19 protein-coding genes are annotated in these 19,618 nt (G+C 71.6%); 10 read left to right on the top strand and 9 right to left on the bottom strand.

Annotation, left to right across the window (positions count from 1 at the left end):
- Positions 1-169: 169 nt before the first annotated feature.
- Positions 170-688 (top strand): histidine phosphatase family protein, encoded by a 519-nt coding sequence (locus J2X68_RS39510; RefSeq protein ID WP_310437450.1) that lies wholly within the window; start codon positions 170-172, stop codon positions 686-688.
- A gap of 174 nt (positions 689-862) precedes the next feature.
- Here J2X68_RS39510 and serB read toward each other — a convergent pair whose 3' ends face one another.
- Entirely contained in the window at positions 863-2,077 is a 1,215-nt protein-coding gene (serB, locus tag J2X68_RS39505; protein ID WP_310437449.1) for a phosphoserine phosphatase SerB, read from the bottom strand.
- A 141-nt stretch (positions 2,078-2,218) separates the two neighbouring features.
- Positions 2,219-4,156, bottom strand: coding sequence for a streptophobe family protein (locus tag J2X68_RS39500; protein ID WP_310437448.1), 1,938 nt, complete (start codon positions 4,154-4,156; stop codon positions 2,219-2,221).
- A gap of 246 nt (positions 4,157-4,402) precedes the next feature.
- Here J2X68_RS39500 and J2X68_RS39495 point away from each other — a divergent pair, with 246 nt between their 5' ends.
- Positions 4,403-6,925 (top strand): FHA domain-containing protein, encoded by a 2,523-nt coding sequence (locus J2X68_RS39495; RefSeq protein ID WP_310437447.1) that lies wholly within the window; start codon positions 4,403-4,405, stop codon positions 6,923-6,925.
- 70 nt (positions 6,926-6,995) lie between these two features.
- Here J2X68_RS39495 and J2X68_RS39490 read toward each other — a convergent pair whose 3' ends face one another.
- The 3 genes from J2X68_RS39490 to J2X68_RS39480 all read right to left on the bottom strand — a co-directional run bounded on the left by J2X68_RS39490 (position 6,996) and on the right by J2X68_RS39480 (position 9,819).
- Positions 6,996-7,730 carry a transglycosylase SLT domain-containing protein gene (locus J2X68_RS39490; RefSeq protein WP_310437446.1) on the bottom strand — a complete coding sequence of 245 codons (735 nt, stop codon included), beginning with the start codon at positions 7,728-7,730 and terminating at the stop codon, positions 6,996-6,998.
- Positions 7,731-8,032: 302 nt separating this feature from the next.
- Positions 8,033-9,124: an S-adenosylmethionine:tRNA ribosyltransferase-isomerase gene (locus tag J2X68_RS39485; RefSeq protein WP_310437445.1), complete on the bottom strand. Its 1,092-nt coding sequence runs from the start codon at positions 9,122-9,124 to the stop codon at positions 8,033-8,035.
- Entirely contained in the window at positions 9,121-9,819 is a 699-nt protein-coding gene (locus J2X68_RS39480) for an SDR family NAD(P)-dependent oxidoreductase (protein ID WP_310437444.1), read from the bottom strand. The genes J2X68_RS39485 and J2X68_RS39480 overlap by 4 nt, the downstream gene beginning before the upstream one ends.
- 240 nt (positions 9,820-10,059) lie before the next feature.
- On the opposite strand from J2X68_RS39480, the gene J2X68_RS39475 reads away from it, so the two are divergent.
- From J2X68_RS39475 to J2X68_RS39460, 4 genes are all read left to right on the top strand, one after another.
- Positions 10,060-11,205 carry a GAF domain-containing sensor histidine kinase gene (locus tag J2X68_RS39475; RefSeq protein ID WP_310437443.1) on the top strand — a complete coding sequence of 382 codons (1,146 nt, stop codon included), beginning with the start codon at positions 10,060-10,062 and terminating at the stop codon, positions 11,203-11,205.
- The gene (locus J2X68_RS39470; protein WP_310437442.1) at positions 11,198-11,839 is read left to right on the top strand and encodes a response regulator transcription factor; all 642 of its coding nucleotides are present in this window, start codon (positions 11,198-11,200) and stop codon (positions 11,837-11,839) included. The genes J2X68_RS39475 and J2X68_RS39470 overlap by 8 nt, the downstream gene beginning before the upstream one ends.
- Before the next feature lie 189 nt (positions 11,840-12,028).
- Positions 12,029-12,274, top strand: coding sequence for a chaplin ChpE (chpE, locus tag J2X68_RS39465; protein WP_310437441.1), 246 nt, complete (start codon positions 12,029-12,031; stop codon positions 12,272-12,274).
- Positions 12,275-12,466: 192 nt separating this feature from the next.
- A complete protein-coding gene (locus J2X68_RS39460; RefSeq protein ID WP_310437440.1) occupies positions 12,467-12,706 on the top strand; it encodes a chaplin in 240 nt (79 codons plus the stop codon).
- 233 nt (positions 12,707-12,939) lie between these two features.
- On the opposite strand, the gene J2X68_RS39455 is transcribed toward J2X68_RS39460, so the two are convergent.
- Positions 12,940-13,728, bottom strand: coding sequence for a hypothetical protein (locus J2X68_RS39455; RefSeq protein ID WP_310437439.1), 789 nt, complete (start codon positions 13,726-13,728; stop codon positions 12,940-12,942).
- Positions 13,729-13,881: 153 nt separating this feature from the next.
- Between J2X68_RS39455 and J2X68_RS39450 the strand changes: the two genes are divergently transcribed.
- The 3 genes from J2X68_RS39450 (at position 13,882) to J2X68_RS39440 (ending at position 16,257) form a co-directional block, all read left to right on the top strand.
- Positions 13,882-14,679, top strand: a complete 798-nt coding sequence (locus tag J2X68_RS39450; RefSeq protein ID WP_310437438.1) for an ABC transporter ATP-binding protein — start codon at positions 13,882-13,884, stop codon at positions 14,677-14,679.
- A 53-nt stretch (positions 14,680-14,732) separates the two neighbouring features.
- Complete coding sequence (locus J2X68_RS39445) at positions 14,733-15,164, top strand: NfeD family protein (RefSeq protein WP_310437437.1); 432 nt, start codon at positions 14,733-14,735, stop codon at positions 15,162-15,164.
- A 142-nt stretch (positions 15,165-15,306) separates the two neighbouring features.
- Positions 15,307-16,257, top strand: coding sequence for an SPFH domain-containing protein (locus J2X68_RS39440; protein WP_171396410.1), 951 nt, complete (start codon positions 15,307-15,309; stop codon positions 16,255-16,257).
- Between the two features lie 67 nt (positions 16,258-16,324).
- On the opposite strand, the gene J2X68_RS39435 is transcribed toward J2X68_RS39440, so the two are convergent.
- The 3 genes from J2X68_RS39435 to J2X68_RS39425 form a co-directional block, all read right to left on the bottom strand.
- Positions 16,325-16,831, bottom strand: coding sequence for an HNH endonuclease (locus tag J2X68_RS39435; protein ID WP_054239279.1), 507 nt, complete (start codon positions 16,829-16,831; stop codon positions 16,325-16,327).
- 200 nt (positions 16,832-17,031) lie between these two features.
- Positions 17,032-17,568: a YbhB/YbcL family Raf kinase inhibitor-like protein gene (locus J2X68_RS39430; RefSeq protein ID WP_310437436.1), complete on the bottom strand. Its 537-nt coding sequence runs from the start codon at positions 17,566-17,568 to the stop codon at positions 17,032-17,034.
- Between the two features lie 120 nt (positions 17,569-17,688).
- The gene (locus tag J2X68_RS39425; protein ID WP_142269621.1) at positions 17,689-18,471 is read right to left on the bottom strand and encodes a sporulation protein; all 783 of its coding nucleotides are present in this window, start codon (positions 18,469-18,471) and stop codon (positions 17,689-17,691) included.
- A 150-nt stretch (positions 18,472-18,621) separates the two neighbouring features.
- Here J2X68_RS39425 and J2X68_RS39420 point away from each other — a divergent pair, with 150 nt between their 5' ends.
- Positions 18,622-19,263 (top strand): DNA-3-methyladenine glycosylase, encoded by a 642-nt coding sequence (locus J2X68_RS39420; protein ID WP_310437435.1) that lies wholly within the window; start codon positions 18,622-18,624, stop codon positions 19,261-19,263.
- Positions 19,264-19,618: the final 355 nt, after the last annotated feature.

Here is a 19,618-nt window from a genome sequence, read left to right as displayed (position 1 = left end):
GTGAAGATTCGACACCTCCACCACACACGGGGGCCTTCACCATGATCAAGCCCGGGCCCGTGTCAACAACGCTCGTGACCAATACAGCTAGGGCGGGCGTCGGACCGCTGGTGAAGGCGCATGTCAACTCCCTGCGCCCCATGGCCTGTTTCATGCGAAGCTGGGACTCATGAGCGTCGCAGAACCCCGCAGGATCGTCCTCTTCCGCCATGCGAAAGCCGACTGGCCGCAGGTGACCGACCACGAACGTCCGCTCGCTGAGCGGGGCCGTCAGGACGCCGCCGTCGCCGGACGCAAGCTGGTCGACACCGGTATCCCCATCGACCTGGCCGTCTGCTCCACCGCGACCCGCACCCGCGAGACGTGGAAGCTCGCCGTGCACGAGTTCCCCCAGCGGCCGAAAACCGTCTACGAGGAGCGGATCTACGAGGCCTCGCCGGGCGAGTTGATCGCGCTGCTGAACGAGACTCCCGACGACGTCCGCGATGTCGTCCTGATCGGCCACAACCCGGGCATCCAGGGTCTCGCCGACATCCTCTCCGGCCGGAGCGACGGCGACGCGGGCGAGCGGATGCGCCGCCGCGGATTCCCGGCCGCCGCCTTCGCCGTCGTCTCCTTCGAGGGCTCCTGGAAGTCCCTGGAGCCGGGCGTGGCCACCCTGCTCGACTACTGGGCGCCCTCCGAGTGACCCACCCGTCACGCGCGAGGGCCCGGCACCACCGTGGTGCCGGGCCCTCGCGCGTGACGGGTGGGTCCCCGTCGCCCCGGCCGCCGCCGCCTCGGGCGCACGCGTCCACGCGGAGACACGGCCGCGCGGGCCTGCGGGCATCCGGCCGCCGGGCCTCGACCCCGCCCGCGCGGGCTACTGCTCGTCGTGCGTCTCCGCGGCCTCGACCTCTTCACGGGTGATGCCGAGCAGATACAGCACGGTGTCCAGGAACGGCACGTTCACCGCCGTGTGCGCCGCCTCGCGCACCACCGGCTTGGCGTTGAAGGCGACCCCGAGACCGGCCGCGTTGAGCATGTCGAGATCGTTGGCGCCGTCGCCGATCGCCACGGTCTGCGAAAGCGGCACGCCGGCCTCGGCGGCGAACCGGCGCAGCAGCCGAGCCTTGCCCGCCCGGTCCACGATCTCGCCGGTGACCCGGCCCGTCAGCCTGCCGTCGACGATCTCCAGCGTGTTGGCCTGCGCGAAGTCCAGCCCGAGCCGTTCCTGAAGGTCGTCGGTGACCTGGGTGAAGCCGCCGGAGACGACCCCCACCTGGTAACCGAGCCGCTTCAGCGTCCGGATCAGGGTCCGCGCGCCCGGCGTCAGCCGGACCTCGGCGCGCACCTTGTCCACGACCGAGGCGTCCAGCCCCGCCAGCAGCGCCACGCGCGCGTGCAGTGACTGCTCGAAGTCGAGCTCGCCCCGCATCGCGGCCGCCGTCACCTCGGCGACCTCGTCCTCGCAGCCGGCGTGCGCGGCGAAGAGCTCGATCACCTCGTCCTGGATCAGGGTCGAGTCGACGTCCATCACGACGAGCCGCTGGGCCCGCCGGTACAGGCCCGCGTCCACCACGGCGATGTCCACGCCCAGCGCGGCCGCGCCCGTGACCAGGGCGGTGCGCAGCGGCCCGGTCTCCGCACCGGAGACGGCGAACTCGACGGCGGTGACGGGGTACTTGGCGAGCCGGAAGATACGGTCGATGTTGCCGCCGGCCTTGGTGATCTTCGCGGCCACCGCCGCCGTGGCCTCCGCGGTGAGCGGATGCCCGAGCACGGTGACCAGCGACCGGCCCAGGCCGCGCGGGCGGTTGTCGCCGAGGCCGGAGATGATCTCGGCCTGCATCTTCATCGACTCGGCCCAGCTGTGGACGGTCGACCGCAGTTCCCCCTCGAAGCCGGCCGGCGGCTCGGTCACGAGCGCGCACAGCACCATCCGGCCTCGGGTGACGACCTGCTCGATGTCGACCACGTCGACGGAGAAGGCGGCGAGGGTGTCGAAAAGGCCGGCCGTGATGCCCGGCCTGTCCTTGCCGAAGATCTTGACAAGGAGCGTGGGGACGTCAGAGGACGAAGTCTGCAAAGCGCTCATGGTGTACCCACCGTATCCGGCACCCAGTGCCGCGCGCCGCCGAGGTCCGCCTGACGGACGGGGAACAGTGGATGTCGGCGAGACGGCGCGCGCCACAACGGTCGGCTGCGGGCGTTCTGCGGGTGTTCCGGTTCCCGCCCCTCACCGCGGTCCGCCGGGCGGCCTGGGGCCCCTCGGAGGAGCGGGAGGAGGCGGTGGCGGAGGCGGCGGGCCCTCCTCCGAGCCCGGTGACGGCCGGGCGCCGGGCCGTGGACCGGAAGGCCGACGCGGTGGGCGCGGAGACGGCCCGACCGGCCGGACCACCGTCGGGGCGCCGTAGACGTCGTCCGCCCCCGGCGGCCCGGCGGGCGGCCGCTCGTCACCCGAGGGCGGTTCGGGCCACCGCGAGCTCTCGTAGGGCCGGGACCGCCCGCCCCCGTCCCCCCTGGCCCGCTCGGGCCGGACCCGCTCCGGCCCCGCGTCCCGCGGCTCCCGCAACTCCTCCGGAACCCGCAGATAGGGATTGGTCGCCGGATTCGGCGGCCGGTACGAGGGCGCGCCCGGCGCGTACGGCCCGGCCCGGTCGCCCGGGTACGCGGAAGGCCCCCGGCCGCCACCGTGACCCGCGGTGCCCCACACGTCACTGCGTGCCAGGGGCGCGGCCCGCCGTCCCGCGGCGCCCGTGGCCCACGCCAGCAGCGCACCGGCGGCCCCCGCTCCCGCGCCCCACACGGCGCCCAGCAGCAAGGCCGCCCCGAGGTGCCCGTGCAGCTCGATCCCGGCCCCGAAGGCGTCGAACCCCAGCACGGACAGCGAGGCGTCCACCGAGACGTTCGTCAGCCAGGCGATCAACGGCAGCACGAGGGCGGTCGCCGCCCCCGACCGCACCGCGCAACGCCCGGCGAACCCGACCGCACCGGTCCCGCGCCCGCCCCGGCTCCCGGACCCCGCGCCGGCCCCCGGGCCCGGCGGAGGCCCCGTCGGCCCGACCGGCGTCCGCACCGCCGTGAGCACCCCCGCGAGCAGCATCATCAGCGCCGCCGCCACGCCCAGCAGCCACACGCGTCCGTCCAGCTCCGCGAGGCGGCCCAGCGTCACCGTCCGCTCGGCGCCGGCGCCCAGCAGATCGTCCAGCGGGGCCGGGAGGACGCTCGTCAGCGCGCCCGTCGCCCGTCCGTCCCAGGGGACGAACAGACCGATCGGGATGCCCAGCCAGACCCCGTTCGGCGCGCCGAGCACCGCCGCCCCCGCGATCCGCCGGGGATGGTCGTCGCCGATGGCCGCGTACGCCGCCGCGGCGAACCCGGCCGCCACGGCCACCAGCAGCACGGTCACGACGGCGGACACCGCCGGCCGCACCACCCGGTGCACCGCCTCCCAGCCGCCCGGCAGCGGCGTGCGGCGCGAGGCCAGCAGCGCGATCACCAGGATGCCGAGGGACCAGCAGAGGCCGCCGAGCAGCGTGGGCGCCGTGTCGACGGTGAAGCCGACCGCGGCCTTCGCGTCGACGAGGTCGCCGAGCCGGTCGGGCAGCAGTCCGCCGATGTCGCCGAGCCCGGGGACCTCCAGGCCGCCGCCACCGCCCCCACCGCCGCCGGGCAGGTCGTCCAGCCCCAGCGCGCCCCCGTCGAGCGTGATGACGTCGTGACCCGCCCAGACGAGACCGCCGAGCATCGCCACGTACAGCGCGGCCACCGCGCCGACGCGCGCGAGGAGTTCGGCCGGGGCGATCCGAACTCCCGCCGTCCGCAGGGACCGCAGGAAGAACCACGACAGCAGCAGCGCGCCCACCAGGCTCACCCCCAATGGCGTGATCTCGATGGCCGTGTCCGCCTCCGCGCCCGTGAGCCCGAAAGCGGACACATCGCCCGACGGAGTCACCGAGCCCCCGGCGGCCAGCGCCACCACCGCGGCCGTCATCGGGCCCAACGAGCCCGCGGAGTCCGCCTGGAGCAGGTGCAGGCCCAGCGCCGCCGTCCCGGCCATCCCGATCAACGCCCAGCTCACCGCCGCGACAGCGGCCAGCAGCACGTCGATCCACGGCACGCCCCTGCCGCGCGCCGCGCTCCCACTGCCCTCGACATCCGTACCGGCACTCATGCAGACCCCCCGATCCGCGGCGCGCGACGACGAAGATCGCCGCTTCCGTCCCCCTCGCGTGCCTTTACCACTCTCCGGGCCGGTTTCAACCCCGTCAACGGGAACGGCCGATACGCTCGCGCACGCTCTTCACAAGGCCCGACTTTCGGTCAGGGGGCCGCTACTGAAATAGTTCCCCCCGATGTTCGACATCCCTAGACTCCCCGTTGATGGGGCTAACTCGGGGGACAACTCAGTGGGGCTGGAGTGCCGGAACTCGTACTGGAATTGAACGGACGCACCTGGACGCTCGATCCGTCCAGGCCATACACCCTCGGACGTGATCCGCAGGGCGACATCGTCCTCGACGACGCCAGGGTCTCCTGGCGTCACGCCACGGTCAGCTTCAACGGGCGCAGTTGGGTCGTCGAGGACCACGGGAGCACCAACGGCACGTTCGCGCAGGGGCAGCGGATCCATCAACTGGAGATCGGCCCCGGCTCGGCGTTGCACCTGGGCAACGCGACCGACGGGCCGCGCCTGAACCTCTCGGGAGCGCAGGCGCCCGCCGCGCAGCCCCAGCAGCCGTACGCGGCGCAGGCCGCGAACCCGGGCTGGGCCCAGCAGGCCCCGCCGCAGCAGGCGCCGCAGGCCGGCTGGCAGCAGCCGCAGCAGGGCGCGCCGCACGTCCCGCAGCAGCAGGGGCCGAGCGAGCCGTACGCACAGAAGGTGCCCGGTGGAGGCGCGGGGGCGCCGCCGGTCTACGGAGACCGCAGCCCGACCACGTTCCACCAGTTCTCCCTCGGCCGCGTGATGCGCATCGGCCGTGCCCTGGAGAACGAGCTGGTCGTCTCCGACCTCCAGGTCTCGCGGAACCACGCCGAGTTCCACTCGACGCCCGACGGCCGCATGGAGATCCGCGACCTCGGTTCGCACAACGGCACCTACGTCAACGGCCAGCCGATCCCCAAGGGCGGCTCGGTCCAGCTGGGGCCCACCGACATCGTGGGCGTCGGCCACTCGACGTTCCGGATCGTCGGCGACCGGCTCGAGGAGTTCGTCGACACCGGCGAGGTCTCCTTCTCGGCCCGCCACCTGACCGTCACGGTCGACGGCGGCAAGCAGATCCTCAAGGACGTCTCCTTCGGCGTCCCGGAGAAGTCGCTGATCGCGGTCATCGGACCGTCCGGCTCCGGCAAGTCGACCCTGCTCAAGGCGCTGACGGGCTACCGCCCGGCCAACCAGGGCGACGTGCTCTACGACAACCGGAACCTGTACAAGCAGTTCGCCGAGCTGCGCCAGCGCATCGGTCTGGTCCCGCAGGACGACATCCTGCACAAGGAGCTGACCGTCAAGAAGGCCCTCAAGTACGCGGCCAAGCTCCGCTTCCCGGCCGACACCACGGCCGCCGAGCGCGACGCCCGCATAGACGAGGTGCTGCGCGAGCTGAAGCTGGACATCCACAAGGAGAAGAAGGTCACCTCCCTCTCCGGTGGCCAGCGCAAGCGTGTCTCGGTGGCCCTGGAGCTGCTCACCAAGCCGTCGCTGATCTTCCTGGACGAGCCGACCTCCGGCCTCGACCCGGGCATGGACCGCGATGTCATGCAGCTGCTGCGCGGCCTCGCCGACGACGGCCGCACGGTCCTCGTCGTGACGCACTCGGTGGCCGAGCTCGCGATCTGCGACAAGCTGCTCGTCATGGCGCCGGGCGGCGCCGTCGCCTACTTCGGTCCGCCGGAGGAGGCGCTGAACTTCTTCGGCTACGACACCTGGGCCGACGTCTTCTCCGCCTTCGAGAACTACCGCGACTACGACTGGGCGGGCCGCTGGAAGGGCTCGCAGCACTACCAGATGTACGCCGCGGACATCGACGCCATCGCGCCGCAGTCCGTACAGATGCCGCCGATGCAGGCGATGAAGCCGCCGAAGCCGCAGGGCTGGATGTCCCAGTTCGTCACGCTGGTGCGCCGCTATGTCTCGGTGATCGCCTCCGACAAGGGCTTCCTTGCCCTGACGGTGATCCTGCCGGCCGTCCTCGGCGCGGTGAGCCTGCTGATCGACTCCGGGAACAGCCTGCTGCCCAACCCGGTGAACCCGAAGACCGGCCGGATCATCCCCAACGGCACGGCCACCACCGTCCTGCTGATCCTGGCGGTCGGCGCCTGCTTCGCGGGCGCGGCCAACTCGGTCCGCGAGCTCATCAAGGAACGCGTCATCTACGAGCGGGAACGCGCGACCGGTCTGTCCCGGTCCGCGTACCTGATGTCCAAGGTGTTCGTGCTCGGCGTGGTCACCGTGCTCCAGGGCCTGCTGGTCGGCGTGATCGGCTTCGCGAGCCGGGAGATCCCGACGGAGGGCCTGGTCCTCGGCAGCGCCACCATGTTCGAGCTCTCGATCCCGATCATGGCGCTGGGCTTCACCTCGATGATGTTCGGCCTGGTCATCTCGTCGCTGGTGAAGACGGCCGAGAAGACCATGCCGCTGCTGGTCATGTTCGCGATCATCCAGGTCGTGTTCACGGGCTGCCTGTTCACCCTGAACGGCGCGGTCGGCGTCAACGAGTTCTCGTACCTGATGCCCTCGCGCTGGGCGGTCGCCGCCGCGGGCGCCACGCTGGACTTCAACAAGATCAGCCCGCCCAAGGACGGCGGCGAGACGGACCCGCTGTGGGAGCACACCGTCGGCGCCTGGGGCCTGGACATGGCCGCGCTGATCGTCCTCGGCGTGATCTGCGGCTTCTTCGTGGCCCGCTTCCTGCGCCGCCACGAGCCCGAGGTCATGCGCAAGTAGTCGTCACCGTGACACGCCGATGGGCGGCACCCCCGGTACGGGGTGCCGCCCATCGGCGTGCGCGGGTCGGTCAGTACGCGCTGTCGACGTTGTCGATCGTGCCGTACTTGTCGGCCGCGTAGTTCGCGGCGGCGGTGATGTTGGCGACCGGGTCGTAGATGTTCCAGGACGTGCCGGCGACGTGGTACGCGGCGAAGGTCGGCGGGATCACCTGGAGCAGGCCCTTGGACGGGATGCCGTTGATGGCGTTGATGTCCCAGTTGTTGATGGCCTTCGGGTTGCCCGAGGACTCCCGGATGATGTTGCGGTGCAGACCGCTGTAGGAGCCCGGGATGCCCTTGGCCTTCATGATGTCCAGGGAGTGCCTGATCCAGCCGTCGAGGTTGTTGGCGTAGCTCTTGGTGGCCGCCTTCTTGACCGCGACACGCTTGGCGGACCGGCTCGCGGCCTCCTTGGCCTCGCGCGCGGCGGCGGCCTTCTCGGCGGCGGCCGCGGCGGCGGCCTTCTTCTTCGCTGCCGCGGCCTTCGCGGCGGCCTCGGCGGCCGCCTTCTTCTTCGCGGCGGCGGCCGCTGCGGCCTTCTTCTTGGCCTCGATGGCATCGACCTTCACGCTCGTCGCGGCCAGCTGGTCGGTCACGCTGGCCTTGACGGCCCGCACCGGCGTGGAGCTGTAGGCGACCCGGGCCGAGGAGACGGCGTCCGTAGTGGTCGTCTGCGCGTCGGCCGGCACCACGGAGAAGGCGAGGGCGGCAGCGCCGAGCGTGGCGGCACCGGCGATCGCGATCTTACGAGTGTTCTTGGGCATGCGGATGGACCTCTTCGAGTAGCGCGGAGGTCGCTCTCTTCGTCCGACGGCGGACAGCGGGTGCTTTCGGCACGGGCGCCGCCGGGGGAGAACCCACGGCGCTGAGCGACGAGAGCCATTGTTAGCGGCCGCAAAAAGGGCAGGCAAAGGTGTGACGTACGATCCCCGATAGTGGATCAGGGATGGGCAAATCGGGACAGATAGAACCATCTGCCCCGTTCACCGCGTCCCCTTTATCTCCTATTGCCCGTAGTACGTGATCCGCGCCCTATGCGCGGGCTCACATGGGCCCCGCCCTGTTCTCACGCATGGTTGCCCGAGCAATGCTCTGCGTCAGCGCTCTCCACCGGAAGGACGAGGTGCACGTCCCCGAACTCGTGCCACAGGTAGCCCCCGTCCAGCGCCGCGTCGTAGCCACGGCCGACCGCGGCACGCCCCGCCACCGCCTCCAGCATCAGCAGATGCGAGGCCTCCGGCTCGTGCAGCCCGGTGAGCAGCCCGTCCACCACGCGCACCCCGCGCGCGGGAGTGACCACGAGGTCCGTCCATCCCGCACGCGCGCGTACGACCCCGTCCGCCCCGGCCGCCGACTCCACGGCCCGCACGGCGGTCGTCCCGACGGCGATCACCCGCCCGCTCCCGGCCCGCGCGGCGTTGATCAGCCGCGCCGACGCCTCGGGCACCACGAACCGCTCCGGGTACGGCGGCTCGTGCACCTCCGCCGAGGCGACCCCGGTGTGCAGGGTGACCGGCGCGAACTGCACCCCCCGGCTCACCAGCTCCGCCACCAGCCCCGCCGTGAAGGGCCGCGCCGCACTCGGCATCTCCGCGCTGCCCGACCCGTCGGCCGACGGCAGCGCGAACACCGTCTGGTAGACGGACAGCGGCTGATCCCGCTCCGTGTACGCGTAGCGGATGGGCCGCCCGTGCTCCCGCAGCAGCCCGGGCACCGCGCCGGCGGGCGACACCCGCGCCCACCACAACCGCCCGCTCCCGGGGCTCAGCGGCTCCTCCAACGCCAGCCGCACACCCCCGGCCAGCCGGACCTCGCTCCCCACCGGCCCGCCCGCACGCGCGCGGGTGGTGCCCTTCCCGTCCGGCTCCCGCAGCTCCACGGCCCACCGTCCGTCGTCACCGCGCGTGGAGAAATGCACCACCACGCGCGCGGGCCCGACCCGCCCGTCCACGGCCGCCGCCAGCGTCGGCGAGGTGTTCACCACGAGCAGGTCCCCGGCCCGCAGCAGACACGGCAGCTCCCGGAACACGTGATGCGTGGCCCGCGTCCCCCGCGACACCAGCAGCCGTACGTCGTCCCGGCCCCGCCCCGGCCCGCGCTGCTCGGCCGGCACCCGCGCCGACAACTCCTCCGGAACCCGCTGCACGGCCAGCGTCATCGCCGTCCCTCCAGCAGGGCCGGAGCCCCGTACCGCCCGCTCGCCGGGCGCTCGTCCAGCAGCCGCAGGAACGCCGGAGCCACTCCCGCCGGATCCGGCCGCGGACCGTCGTCGTCCGGCACGGCCGCCGCGTACAGGTCCGTCGCCATGTCCCCGGGGTCCACCGCCCACACCCGCAGCCCCGGCTCCTCCGCGCCGAGCACCGCCGCGAGATGGTCCAGGGCAGCCTTGGACGCCCCGTAGCCGCCCCAGGTCTCGTACGCCTCGGCCGCCGCGTCCGAACTGACGGTGATCACCGCGCCCGCCCGCGCCCCGAGCAGCAGCGGCAACGCCTCCTGGACCAGCCCCAGCGCCGCGACGACGTTGACCTCCAGCGCCCGCCGCAGCCCGTCCAGGGGCAGCTCCGCCAGCCGCACCAGCGGCTCGGCGCCCAGCGCGCTCGCGTTGTTCACCAGCAGGTCGCACCCCCCGAGCCGCCAGGCCGTCGCCACCAGCTCGGCCCGGTGCGCCGCGTCCGTGACGTCCCCCGCACGGGCCTCGACCCGGGTCCCGTGCGCCGCCACGGCCGCCGCCGTCTCCTTCAGCACCTCCGCGGTCCTGGCGTCGAGCACCAGATCCCAGCCGCGCGCGGCCAGCGCCTCGGCCAGCGCCCGCCCCAGCCCCTTCGACGCACCCGTGATGATCGCAACCGGCATGACAACCGTCCCCTCGTCCTACCCGCCTCCGTCCGGCGGTGATCCCACCGTAGGAACGGGCCCCGGCCCCCGCCTCGGACGCGGGACGCAAGCCGCGGGGGCCCTTCGACGTACGCCCGCGCGCCCGGTCCGCTCGCCCTAGGCCGCGCTGCCGGGGACCTCCGACCTAGGTCTTGCGGCCCAGCCGCGGCCGTCACAGGTCCGATCCGCGCTGTCGCACCCCGCCGGTACCGTGAGGACATGAGTCAAGGCCCCCGGTCCGGCCTCGCCGCGGTGAGCTCCGCGCTGCTGGCCATGAGCAGGCACCTCGAGGTCCGCGACGTCCTCAAGACGATCGTCGCCTCGGCCCGCGAACTGCTGGACGCGCAGTACGCCGCCCTCGGCGTCCCCGACGACCACGGCGGCTTCGCCCAGTTCGTCGTGGACGGCGTCGGCGAGGAGCAGTGGAAGGCCATCGGCCCGCTGCCCCGCCAGCACGGCATCCTGGCGGCGATGCTCCAGGAGGCCCGGCCCCAGCGCCTCGCCGACGTCCGCGAGGACCCCCGCTTCGAGGGCTGGCCGGCCGCGCACCCCGAGATGTCGGACTTCCTGGGCCTGCCCGTCCGGGACGGCGACGAGGTCCTCGGCGCCCTGTTCCTGGCCAACAAGAACTGCGCCCGGCCCCGGGGCGGCTGCGGCTTCACCGAGGACGACGAGGAACTGCTCTCGATCCTCGCCCAGCACGCCGCGATAGCCCTCACCAACGCCCGCCTGTACGAGCGCAGCCGGGAACTGACGATCGCCGAGGAACGCTCCCGGCTGGCCCACGAGTTGCACGACGCGGTCAGCCAGAAGCTGTTCTCCCTGCGCCTGACGGCCCAGGCCGCCACGGCTCTCGTCGACCGCGACCCCGCCCGCGCGAAGGGCGAACTGCAGCAGGTCGCCGCGCTCGCCGCGGAGGCCGCCGACGAACTGCGCGCCGCCGTGGTGGAGTTGCGCCCCGCGGCCCTCGACGAGGACGGCCTCGTCGCCACCCTCCGCACCCACGTCCAGGTCCTCGACCGCGCCCACACCGCACGCGTCACCTTCACCAGCCAGGGCGTCCGCGCGCTGCCCGCCGCGCAGGAGGAGGCGCTGCTGCGGGTCGCCCAGGAAGCGCTGCACAACGCGCTGCGCCACTCCGGGGCGCGGCACGTCGAGGTGACCCTCGCCAGGCGCGGCCCGGCCGCGGTCCTGCGCGTCACGGACGACGGCGCCGGCTTCGACCCGACGACGGTCCGCCGGGCCGGCCGTCACCTCGGCCTGGTGTCGATGCGGGACCGGGCGAGCGGCGTCGGCGGCACGCTCACGGTGGAATCGGCGCCCGGCAAGGGCACCATGATCGAGATGGAGGCTCCCGGTGGCTGACGCAATCAAGGTGCTGCTCGTCGACGACCACCAGGTCGTGCGCCGGGGCCTGCGCACCTTCCTGGAGGTGCAGGACGACATCGAGGTCGTCGGAGAGGCCGCCGACGGCGCCGAAGGAGTCGCTCTCGCCGAGGAGCTGAAGCCCGACGTCGTCCTGATGGACGTCAAGATGCCCGGCATGGACGGCGTCGAGGCGCTCCGCCGGCTCCGCGACCTGGCCAATCCCGCACGCGTGCTGATCGTCACCAGCTTCACCGAACAGCGCACGGTGGTCCCGGCCCTGCGCGCGGGCGCCGCCGGATACGTCTACAAGGACGTGGATCCCGACGCCCTCGCCGGGGCCATCCGCTCGGTCCACGCCGGCCACATCCTGCTCCAGCCGGAGGTCGCCGGCGCCCTCCTCTCCCAGGACGAGGGCACCTCGGGCCAGGGCAGGGGCGGCTCGCTCACGGAACGCGAGCGCGAGGTGCTCGGTCTGATAGCGGACGGCCGCTCCAACCGCGAGATCGCGCGGGCGCTGGTCCTCTCCGAGAAGACCGTCAAGACCCACGTCTCGAACATCCTGATGAAGCTCGACCTCGCGGACCGCACCCAGGCCGCGCTGTGGGCCGTCCGTCACGGCGTGACCCGCTGAGTCCCGCTCCGGCGCACCACCGGGGCGTCGCGGGGGCGCATCGGTGAGGCAACGCGGAAGGTTGACTTCCGATCCGAGATTCATACCGTCGTGGGAATGTCCCCCGGACGGCGCAACCTTCATGGCCCGCCGCCGTTCTCCAGTGCGTGCCGCGGCGATTGCCGCGGCAATCGCTAGGAGGGGTCAGAAGTGAAGAACCTGAAGAAGGCAGCGGCCGTGACGATGGTGGCCGGCGGCCTGATGGCCGCGGGCGCCGGCATGGCCTCCGCCAACGACGGCGCCACCGCCCTCGGCGAGGCCAAGGGCTCGCCGGGCGTCGTCTCGGGCAATCTCGTCCAGGCCCCGGTGCACGTCCCGGTCAACGTGGTCGGCAACAGCGTCAACGTGATCGGCGTGCTGAACCCGGCCTTCGGCAACCTGGGTCTCAACCACTGAGGTCCCGCCCGCACCCGCGGTGACCTCCGGCCTCCCCCGGCCCCCACCGGGGGAGGCCGGTCTGCTTGTCGCTCCAATGATCCGAACGAGGTGTCTTCCCGGCGGCCCCCGCATCGTTCCCGATCACTCCGCGTTGGGCAGCGCACGACCCGCGGCCGGGTCGGACACGCAATCGCAGGAGGAACACTTCTCATGAACATCGCCAAGAAGGCTGCCGTGGCCCTGACCGTCGCGGGTATCGCCGCGGGCGCCTCGGCCGGTGCCGCCGTCGCCGACGCGGGTGCCGAAGGCGCGGCCGTGAAGTCCCCGGGCGTCATCTCGGGCAACGTCGTCCAGGTGCCGGTGCACGTCCCGGTCAACCTCTGCGGCAACACGATCAACGTGGTCGGCGTGCTGAACCCCGCGTTCGGCAACACCTGCATCAACGACTAGTTCTCAGCCGCACCGCGGAGGGCCCACGCGTCATCGACGACGCGTGGGCCCTCCGCGTGCCGCGTCCCGTCGGCGGCCGCCCGGCCGCCCGGCCGGAACGGCCGCCCGGCGTTCGAGGACGACTCCCTTTCCGGGCGCGAGGGCGCCGTGCCCGGGGACACTGCGCCCCGGGGCTCACCCCGGTCCGGGGGCACCCCGGAAACCCGCCCTCGCGGGCGCCGGAGCGCCGGTCCTCACCGAACCCCCCGCTCCCGCTCCTCCACCACGGCGTTGTACGCGGCGACCTGAGCCCGCCGTGCCGTCCGCTCGACCGGCCGCAGGGCCTCCGCGCGCACCGCCATCTCCGCAGAGCTGACCGCGCCGCCGGGCCCGTTCTCATAGGCGAGGGACACCAGCAGCCCCACCCGCTGCGCCAGCTCCAGCACCCGCACCGCCCGGGGCGGATACCCCGGCGCCAGCACCTCCCGCCCCCGCTCGGACCGAGCCCGGTACGCGTCGATCGCCGCCTCCGCCACCGGCCCCGATCCCGCCAGGTCCAGCCGCGCCAGCACCGCCGTGGCGTCCCGCAGCGCCTCCGCCAGCTCCCGCTCCGCCTCGCCCAGCGAGGGCACATCGGCCGGCGGAGCCTCCCGCACCGGCAGGCAGTGCCACACCACCTCGACATGTACATCGCCGTCGGGCCCGGCCTCGTACACCTCCGGCACCAGCCCGTACCCGGCGCCGTGACAGACCACCGCCTCCTCCGCCTCCAGCGCCCGCGTGTTGAACTCCGGCGGCCCGCTCAGCCCCAGCGGATGCCCCGGCGCGGGCAGCGCCACCCGTAGCCCGCTCACCCCGAGCGACCGCAGCCGCCCCAGCGCGAGCGTGAGTCCGACGGGCGCCGCCTCACCGGGCAGCCCCTCTACCCGGTGCACGGCGTCCTCGCCGACGATGGCGAGTACGGCGTCGTCCGGCGAGACAAGTCCGACCAACAGGGCATTTCCCCAAGCGGCAAGGCGACCAGAGCGCGGTTCCGAAAGCATGCCTCCACCCTAAGGACCGGACCGATGGATCGGGCCGCCCGACCGGTGGCGTAGATTTTCCCGGAGAGGCCGCGCCCACCCATGCGCGGCGGTCCGAGCCACCGGCGCCCGCGACAACCGACCGGCCACACTGCAAGGGGAGACAACGCGCTCATGAGCGATGTTCTGGAGCTTCAGGACGTATCCGTGGTCCGTGAGGGCCGGGCTCTGGTGGACCAGGTCTCCTGGTCGGTCAAGGAGGGCGAGCGCTGGGTCATCCTCGGCCCCAACGGGGCCGGCAAGACGACCCTCCTGAACATCGCCTCCACCTACCTCTTCCCCAGCTCCGGCACCGTCTCCATCCTCGGCGAGACCCTCGGCAGCCCCGGCACCGACGTCTTCGAGCTGCGCCCCCGCGTCGGCATGGCCGGCATCGCCCTCGCCGACAAGCTCCCCAAGCGCCAGACCGTCCTGCAGACGGTGCTGACCGCCGCCTACGGCATGACGGCCGGCTGGCAGGAGGAGTACGAGGACATCGACGAGCAGCGTGCCCGCGCCTTCCTCGACCGCCTCGGCATGAGCGAGTACCTCGACCGCAAGTTCGGCACGCTCTCCGAGGGCGAGCGCAAGCGCACCCTGATCGCCCGCGCCCTGATGACCGACCCCGAGCTGCTGCTCCTCGACGAGCCCGCCGCCGGCCTGGACCTCGGCGGCCGCGAGGACCTCGTCCGCCGCCTCGGCCGCCTCGCGCGCGACCCCATCGCCCCCTCGATGATCATGGTGACCCACCACGTCGAGGAGATCGCCCCCGGCTTCACCCACGTCCTCATGATCCGCCAGGGCAAGGTCCTCGCCGCCGGCCCGGTCGAGCTGGAACTCACCTCCCGCAACCTCTCCCTCTGCTTCGGTCTCCCGCTCGTCGTGGAACAGGTCGGCGACCGCTGGACGGCGCAGGGCCTGCCGATGTCCTGACCGCTCCCTCTGCGCCCTGTCCCCGGCAGGACGCGCGGCCCTACCATGACGGTGTGAACGACATCGACGCGTGGGTGTGGTGGCTTGTCGGCGCGGCAGCGCTCGGAATCCCGCTCGTGGTGACCGCGATGCCCGAGTTCGGGATGTTCGCCGTCGGCGCGGTGGCGGCCGCCGTCGTGGCAGGCCTCGGCTTCGGAGCCGTCGCTCAGGTGCTCGTCTTCATCGTCGTCTCCGTCGCACTGATCGCCGTCGTACGCCCGATCGCGACCCGGCACGCCGAACAGCGTCCCCAACTCGCCACCGGCATCGACGCGTTGAAGGGCAAACAGGCCGTCGTGCTGGAGCGCGTCGACGCCTCGGGCGGCCGCATCAAACTGGCCGGAGAGATCTGGTCGGCCCGCGCCCTCGACACCGACCGTGCCTACGACGTGGGGCAGGAAGTCGACGTCGTGGACATCGAGGGGGCCACGGCGATCGTCATCTGACCCTGCGCAACTCCCGCACGACGTAAGTGAACAGAACACCTCACGAGCCGCACGACGGTCTGTCACACTCGTCCAGCAAGATCTTCAACAGGCATAAGATCTTCCGAAAGCGCCGAGGCGGAGAAAGGTACGGGGAGCCGCGATGGAACCGGTCATCATCGTCCTGGTCATTCTGGTGGTGTTGGTCTTCATCGCCCTGATCAAGACGATCCAGGTCATCCCGCAGGCGAGTGCCGCCATCGTGGAGCGGTTCGGCCGCTACACACGGACACTCAACGCGGGCCTCAACATCGTCGTCCCGTTCATAGACACCATCCGCAACCGCATCGACCTGCGCGAACAGGTCGTCCCGTTCCCGCCGCAGCCGGTGATCACCCAGGACAACCTGGTCGTCAACATCGACACCGTCATCTACTACCAGGTGACCGACGCCCGGGCCGCGACCTACGAGGTCGCCAGCTACATCCAGGCGATCGAGCAGCTCACCGTCACCACGCTCCGCAACATCATCGGCGGCATGGACCTCGAACGGACCCTGACCTCCCGCGAGGAGATCAACGCGGCGCTGCGCGGAGTCCTCGACGAGGCGACCGGCAAGTGGGGCATCCGCGTCAACCGCGTGGAACTGAAGGCCATCGAGCCCCCGACCTCCATCCAGGACTCGATGGAGAAGCAGATGCGCGCCGACCGTGACAAGCGCGCCGCGATCCTCACCGCGGAGGGCACGCGCCAGGCCGCCATCCTCACCGCCGAGGGCGAGAAGCAGTCGCAGATCCTGCGCGCCGAGGGTGAGGCCAAGGCGGCCGCCCTGCGCGCCGAGGGCGAGGCCCAGGCCGTGCGCACGGTCTTCGAGGCCATCCACGCCGGCGACCCGGACCAGAAGCTCCTCTCCTACCAGTACCTCCAGATGCTGCCGAAGATCGCCGAAGGCGACGCCAACAAGCTCTGGATCGTCCCCAGCGAAATCGGCGACGCCCTCAAGGGGCTGTCCGGCGCGATGGGCAACTTCGGTAACTTCGGAGGCGGTTCGGGGGGCAACAACTCCGGCAACGGCGGCGGCACGGAACGCCGCGAGAAGCCGTCGATCGACTGACCCACGGACACACGACCGGGGCCCGCCTTCCGAGCGAAGGCGGGCCCCGGTCACATCCGGATACGGGTTACGCCGCGTCCATGGTCAGCCACTCCGGCAGCGCGGCGAGGTCGTCCTGCCCGAGAGCCAGCAGCATCGCGTCCGCGGGCGTCGGCTCGAACGGCTGCCGCAGCAACGGCATCTCGGCCTGCTCCGGAGTCCGGTCCGCTTTACGGTGATTGTCCTCCGCGCAGGAGGCGACGGTGTTCAGCCACACGTCCTGACCCCCCTGGGCCCGCGGCACCACGTGGTCCACGGTCGTCGCCCGGCGACCGCAGTAGGCGCACCGGTGCCGGTCCCTGATCAGCACACCCCGCCTCGACCACGGAGCTTGTCTTCGGAAGGGCACCCGTACGTATCTGCACAGCCTGATCACCCGAGGGGCCGGTATGTCGACCTCGGCTCCGCGCATCCGCAGTTCGGGGTGGGCCTGCTCGACGACGGCCTTGTCCTGGAGCACCAGAACGACGGCTCGGTTCAACGTCACCGTCGACAGCGGCTCGAAGCTCGCGTTCAGTACCAGCGTGTCCCGCATACCAGCCCACCTCCTGTGTGCACCGGCCCACCCCCTGGCGGGCTGGGGTCAACTCTGGCCGGGCACGCCGAGATGGACAACGCAATATCTGCTGCTCCACGGGAGGTGACTCCCGCGACCCCCGGCAACAAAAATGCCCGCCTCTGATCACTTCCAAGACCAGAGGCGGGCAAACGTTCAATGAACGATGAGCTGACTCGTCATTCCGCGGGAATCTCGTACTCACCGATCAGCTGAGCGCGGCCGATCGTGTGGAACCGCAGGTTGAAACCGACCGCGGCGGGCGAGGCGTCGGCATCCGGCCCGAGCTTCTCCTGATCCACGGCGTAGACCGTGAAGACGTACCGGTGCGGTCCGTCCCCCGGCGGCGGCGCGGCCCCGCCGAACTCCTTGGTCCCGTAGTCGTTGCGCGCGTGCACGGCGCCCTCGGGCAGCCCCTCGAACTTGCCGCCGCCCGCACCGGCCGGCAGCTCGGTCACCGAGGCCGGGATGTCGAACAGGACCCAGTGCCAGAACCCGCTGCCCGTCGGGGCGTCGGGGTCGTAGCAGGTCACGGCGAAACTCTTGGTCCCGGACGGGAAACCCGCCCATCGCAGCTGGGGCGAGGTGTTCCCCGCCGCGTGGACCTGGGCGTCCTTGAGCGTCGCCCCCTCCTCGACGTCCTCGCTGGTGACCGTGAACGACGGCACCGGCGGGTGGAAGTCGTGGGGCAGTGGCCGCCTCTTCGGCTCGGTCACTTTCGACACCTCCTGATCGATCGACAAGGCACTCCCTTCGGAGCCTACGACCTCCGCACCCCCGGGAGGACGCACCGAGGGCCCGGAGCGCCGTACGGCAATTCCGGGCCCTCGGGTGGGTCAGAACCAGTTGCGCTTGCTGCCGACCTCGGACAGCCACTGGTTGAGGTACGCCGCCCAGTCGGTTCCCTGGTAGTCGTGCAGACCCACCTGGAACGAGCGGAAGGTGTCGCTGCCCTCGCTGAACAGCCCCGGCTTCTTGTCCATCTCCAGCACGACGTCCATCGTGTGCTCGTCGGCCACGAAGCTCAGCTCGACCTGGTTCAGCCCCCGGTACTGCGACGGCGGGAAGAACTCGATCTCCTGGTAGAACGGCAGCTTCTGCCGGGTGCCGCGGATGTGCCCGCGCTCCAGGTCCGCGTTCTTGAAGCGGAAGCCCAGCTGGATGAAGGCGTCCAGGATGGCCTTCTGCGCCGGCAGCGGGTGCACGTTGATCGGGTCCAGGTCACCGGAGTCCACGGCGCGGGCGATCTCCAGCTCCGTGGTCACCCCGATGTTCATGCCGCGCAGCGTCTGGCCGTCGATGGTCGTGACCGGCGTCTCCCACGGGATCTCGAGACCGAACGGCACCGCGTGCACGGCGCCCGCCTGGAGCTCGAAGGCGCCCCCGAGCCGCAGCTTGGTGAACTCGATGTCCTGCTTGTACTCCTGGTCGCCGTTCTCGACCTCGACCTTGGCCTGAAGCCCGACCGAGAGCCCCTCGATCTGCTGGTTGACGGACCCGCCCTGGATCCGCACCTCACCCTGCACGACACCGCCCGGAACGACGTTGACCTCGGTCAGCACCGTCTCGACCGAAGCCCCACCGGCCCCCAGACTCGCGAGCAGCTTCTTGAACGCCATGTCTCTCCCTCTACGACCTTCTGCTTACGGGATCCCTCGACCCCTACATACGCGATCCCGGCGTGACCGGTTCCGTGCCCACACCCTGGCAAGACGGATGCCCGCTGACCACCCCGACGCACCCACGCGTCTGCACTACGCTCGGAGGGCATGATCGCGACCCCCGACCGTACGCCCCTGCCCAGGACCTTCTTCGACCGCCCTGTCCTGGAGGTGGCCCAGGATCTGCTCGGCCGTCTCCTCGTCCGTACGACCCCCGACGGTCCGATCACCCTGCGCCTCACGGAGGTCGAGGCCTACGACGGCCCGAACGACCCGGGCTCCCACGCCTATCGCGGCCCCACGGCCCGCAACCGCGTGATGTTCGGTCCGCCCGGACACGTGTACGTCTACTTCACCTATGGCATGTGGCACTGCATGAACCTGGTGTGCGGTCCGGACGGCACGGCGAGCGCCGTCCTGCTCCGCGCCGGCGAGATCGTCGAGGGCGCCGAGTCGGCTCGCAAACGTCGACTCTCGGCCCGAAATGACAAGGAACTGGCCAAAGGACCCGCCCGCCTGGCCACCGCCCTGGACGTGGACCGAGCCCTCGACGGCACGGACGCCTGCGCCGCGGGGGACACCCCCCTGAGGATCCTGACCGGCACCCCGGTCCCCTCCGACCAGGTACGCAGCGGACCGCGCACCGGAGTCTCCGGCGATGGAGCGGTCCACCCGTGGCGGTACTGGGTCGCCGACGACCCGACGGTGAGCCCGTATCGGGCCCATGCGCCCAGGCGCCGTCGAAGTTGACTCGCTGTTGGCCGGAGCGTAACGTGGCCCGAGCCGCTTGAACCGGGTACGGCATTCGCCTGCAGCCGGAAGCGGCCAACCCACTACCTACGACGCCCCTCAGCGGGAGCGAATTCGGCATGTCCGCATGCCCGAATTCAACCCGGCGGAACTCGATTATGAGTTGCGGAGGGAGTCGGCTAACGTAGTGAATGTCGAAAGGCCGACGGGCGAAAGCCCAAAGCCCAAGACAATCCCCCCGACAGGGAATCGGATCAAGAAAAGGATCTGATAGAGTCGGAACCGCCGGAAAGGGAAACGCGAAAGCGGGAACCTGGAAAGCACCGAGGAAATCGGGTCGAGAAAAGATCTGATA

Origin of the sequence: Streptomyces sp. 3330 (genome assembly GCF_031456635.1) — a bacterium.
Lineage (GTDB): Bacteria > Actinomycetota > Actinomycetes > Streptomycetales > Streptomycetaceae > Streptomyces.
The sequence above is the reverse complement of the archived record's forward strand: the minus strand, read 5'-3'. Positions and strand labels throughout refer to the sequence as shown.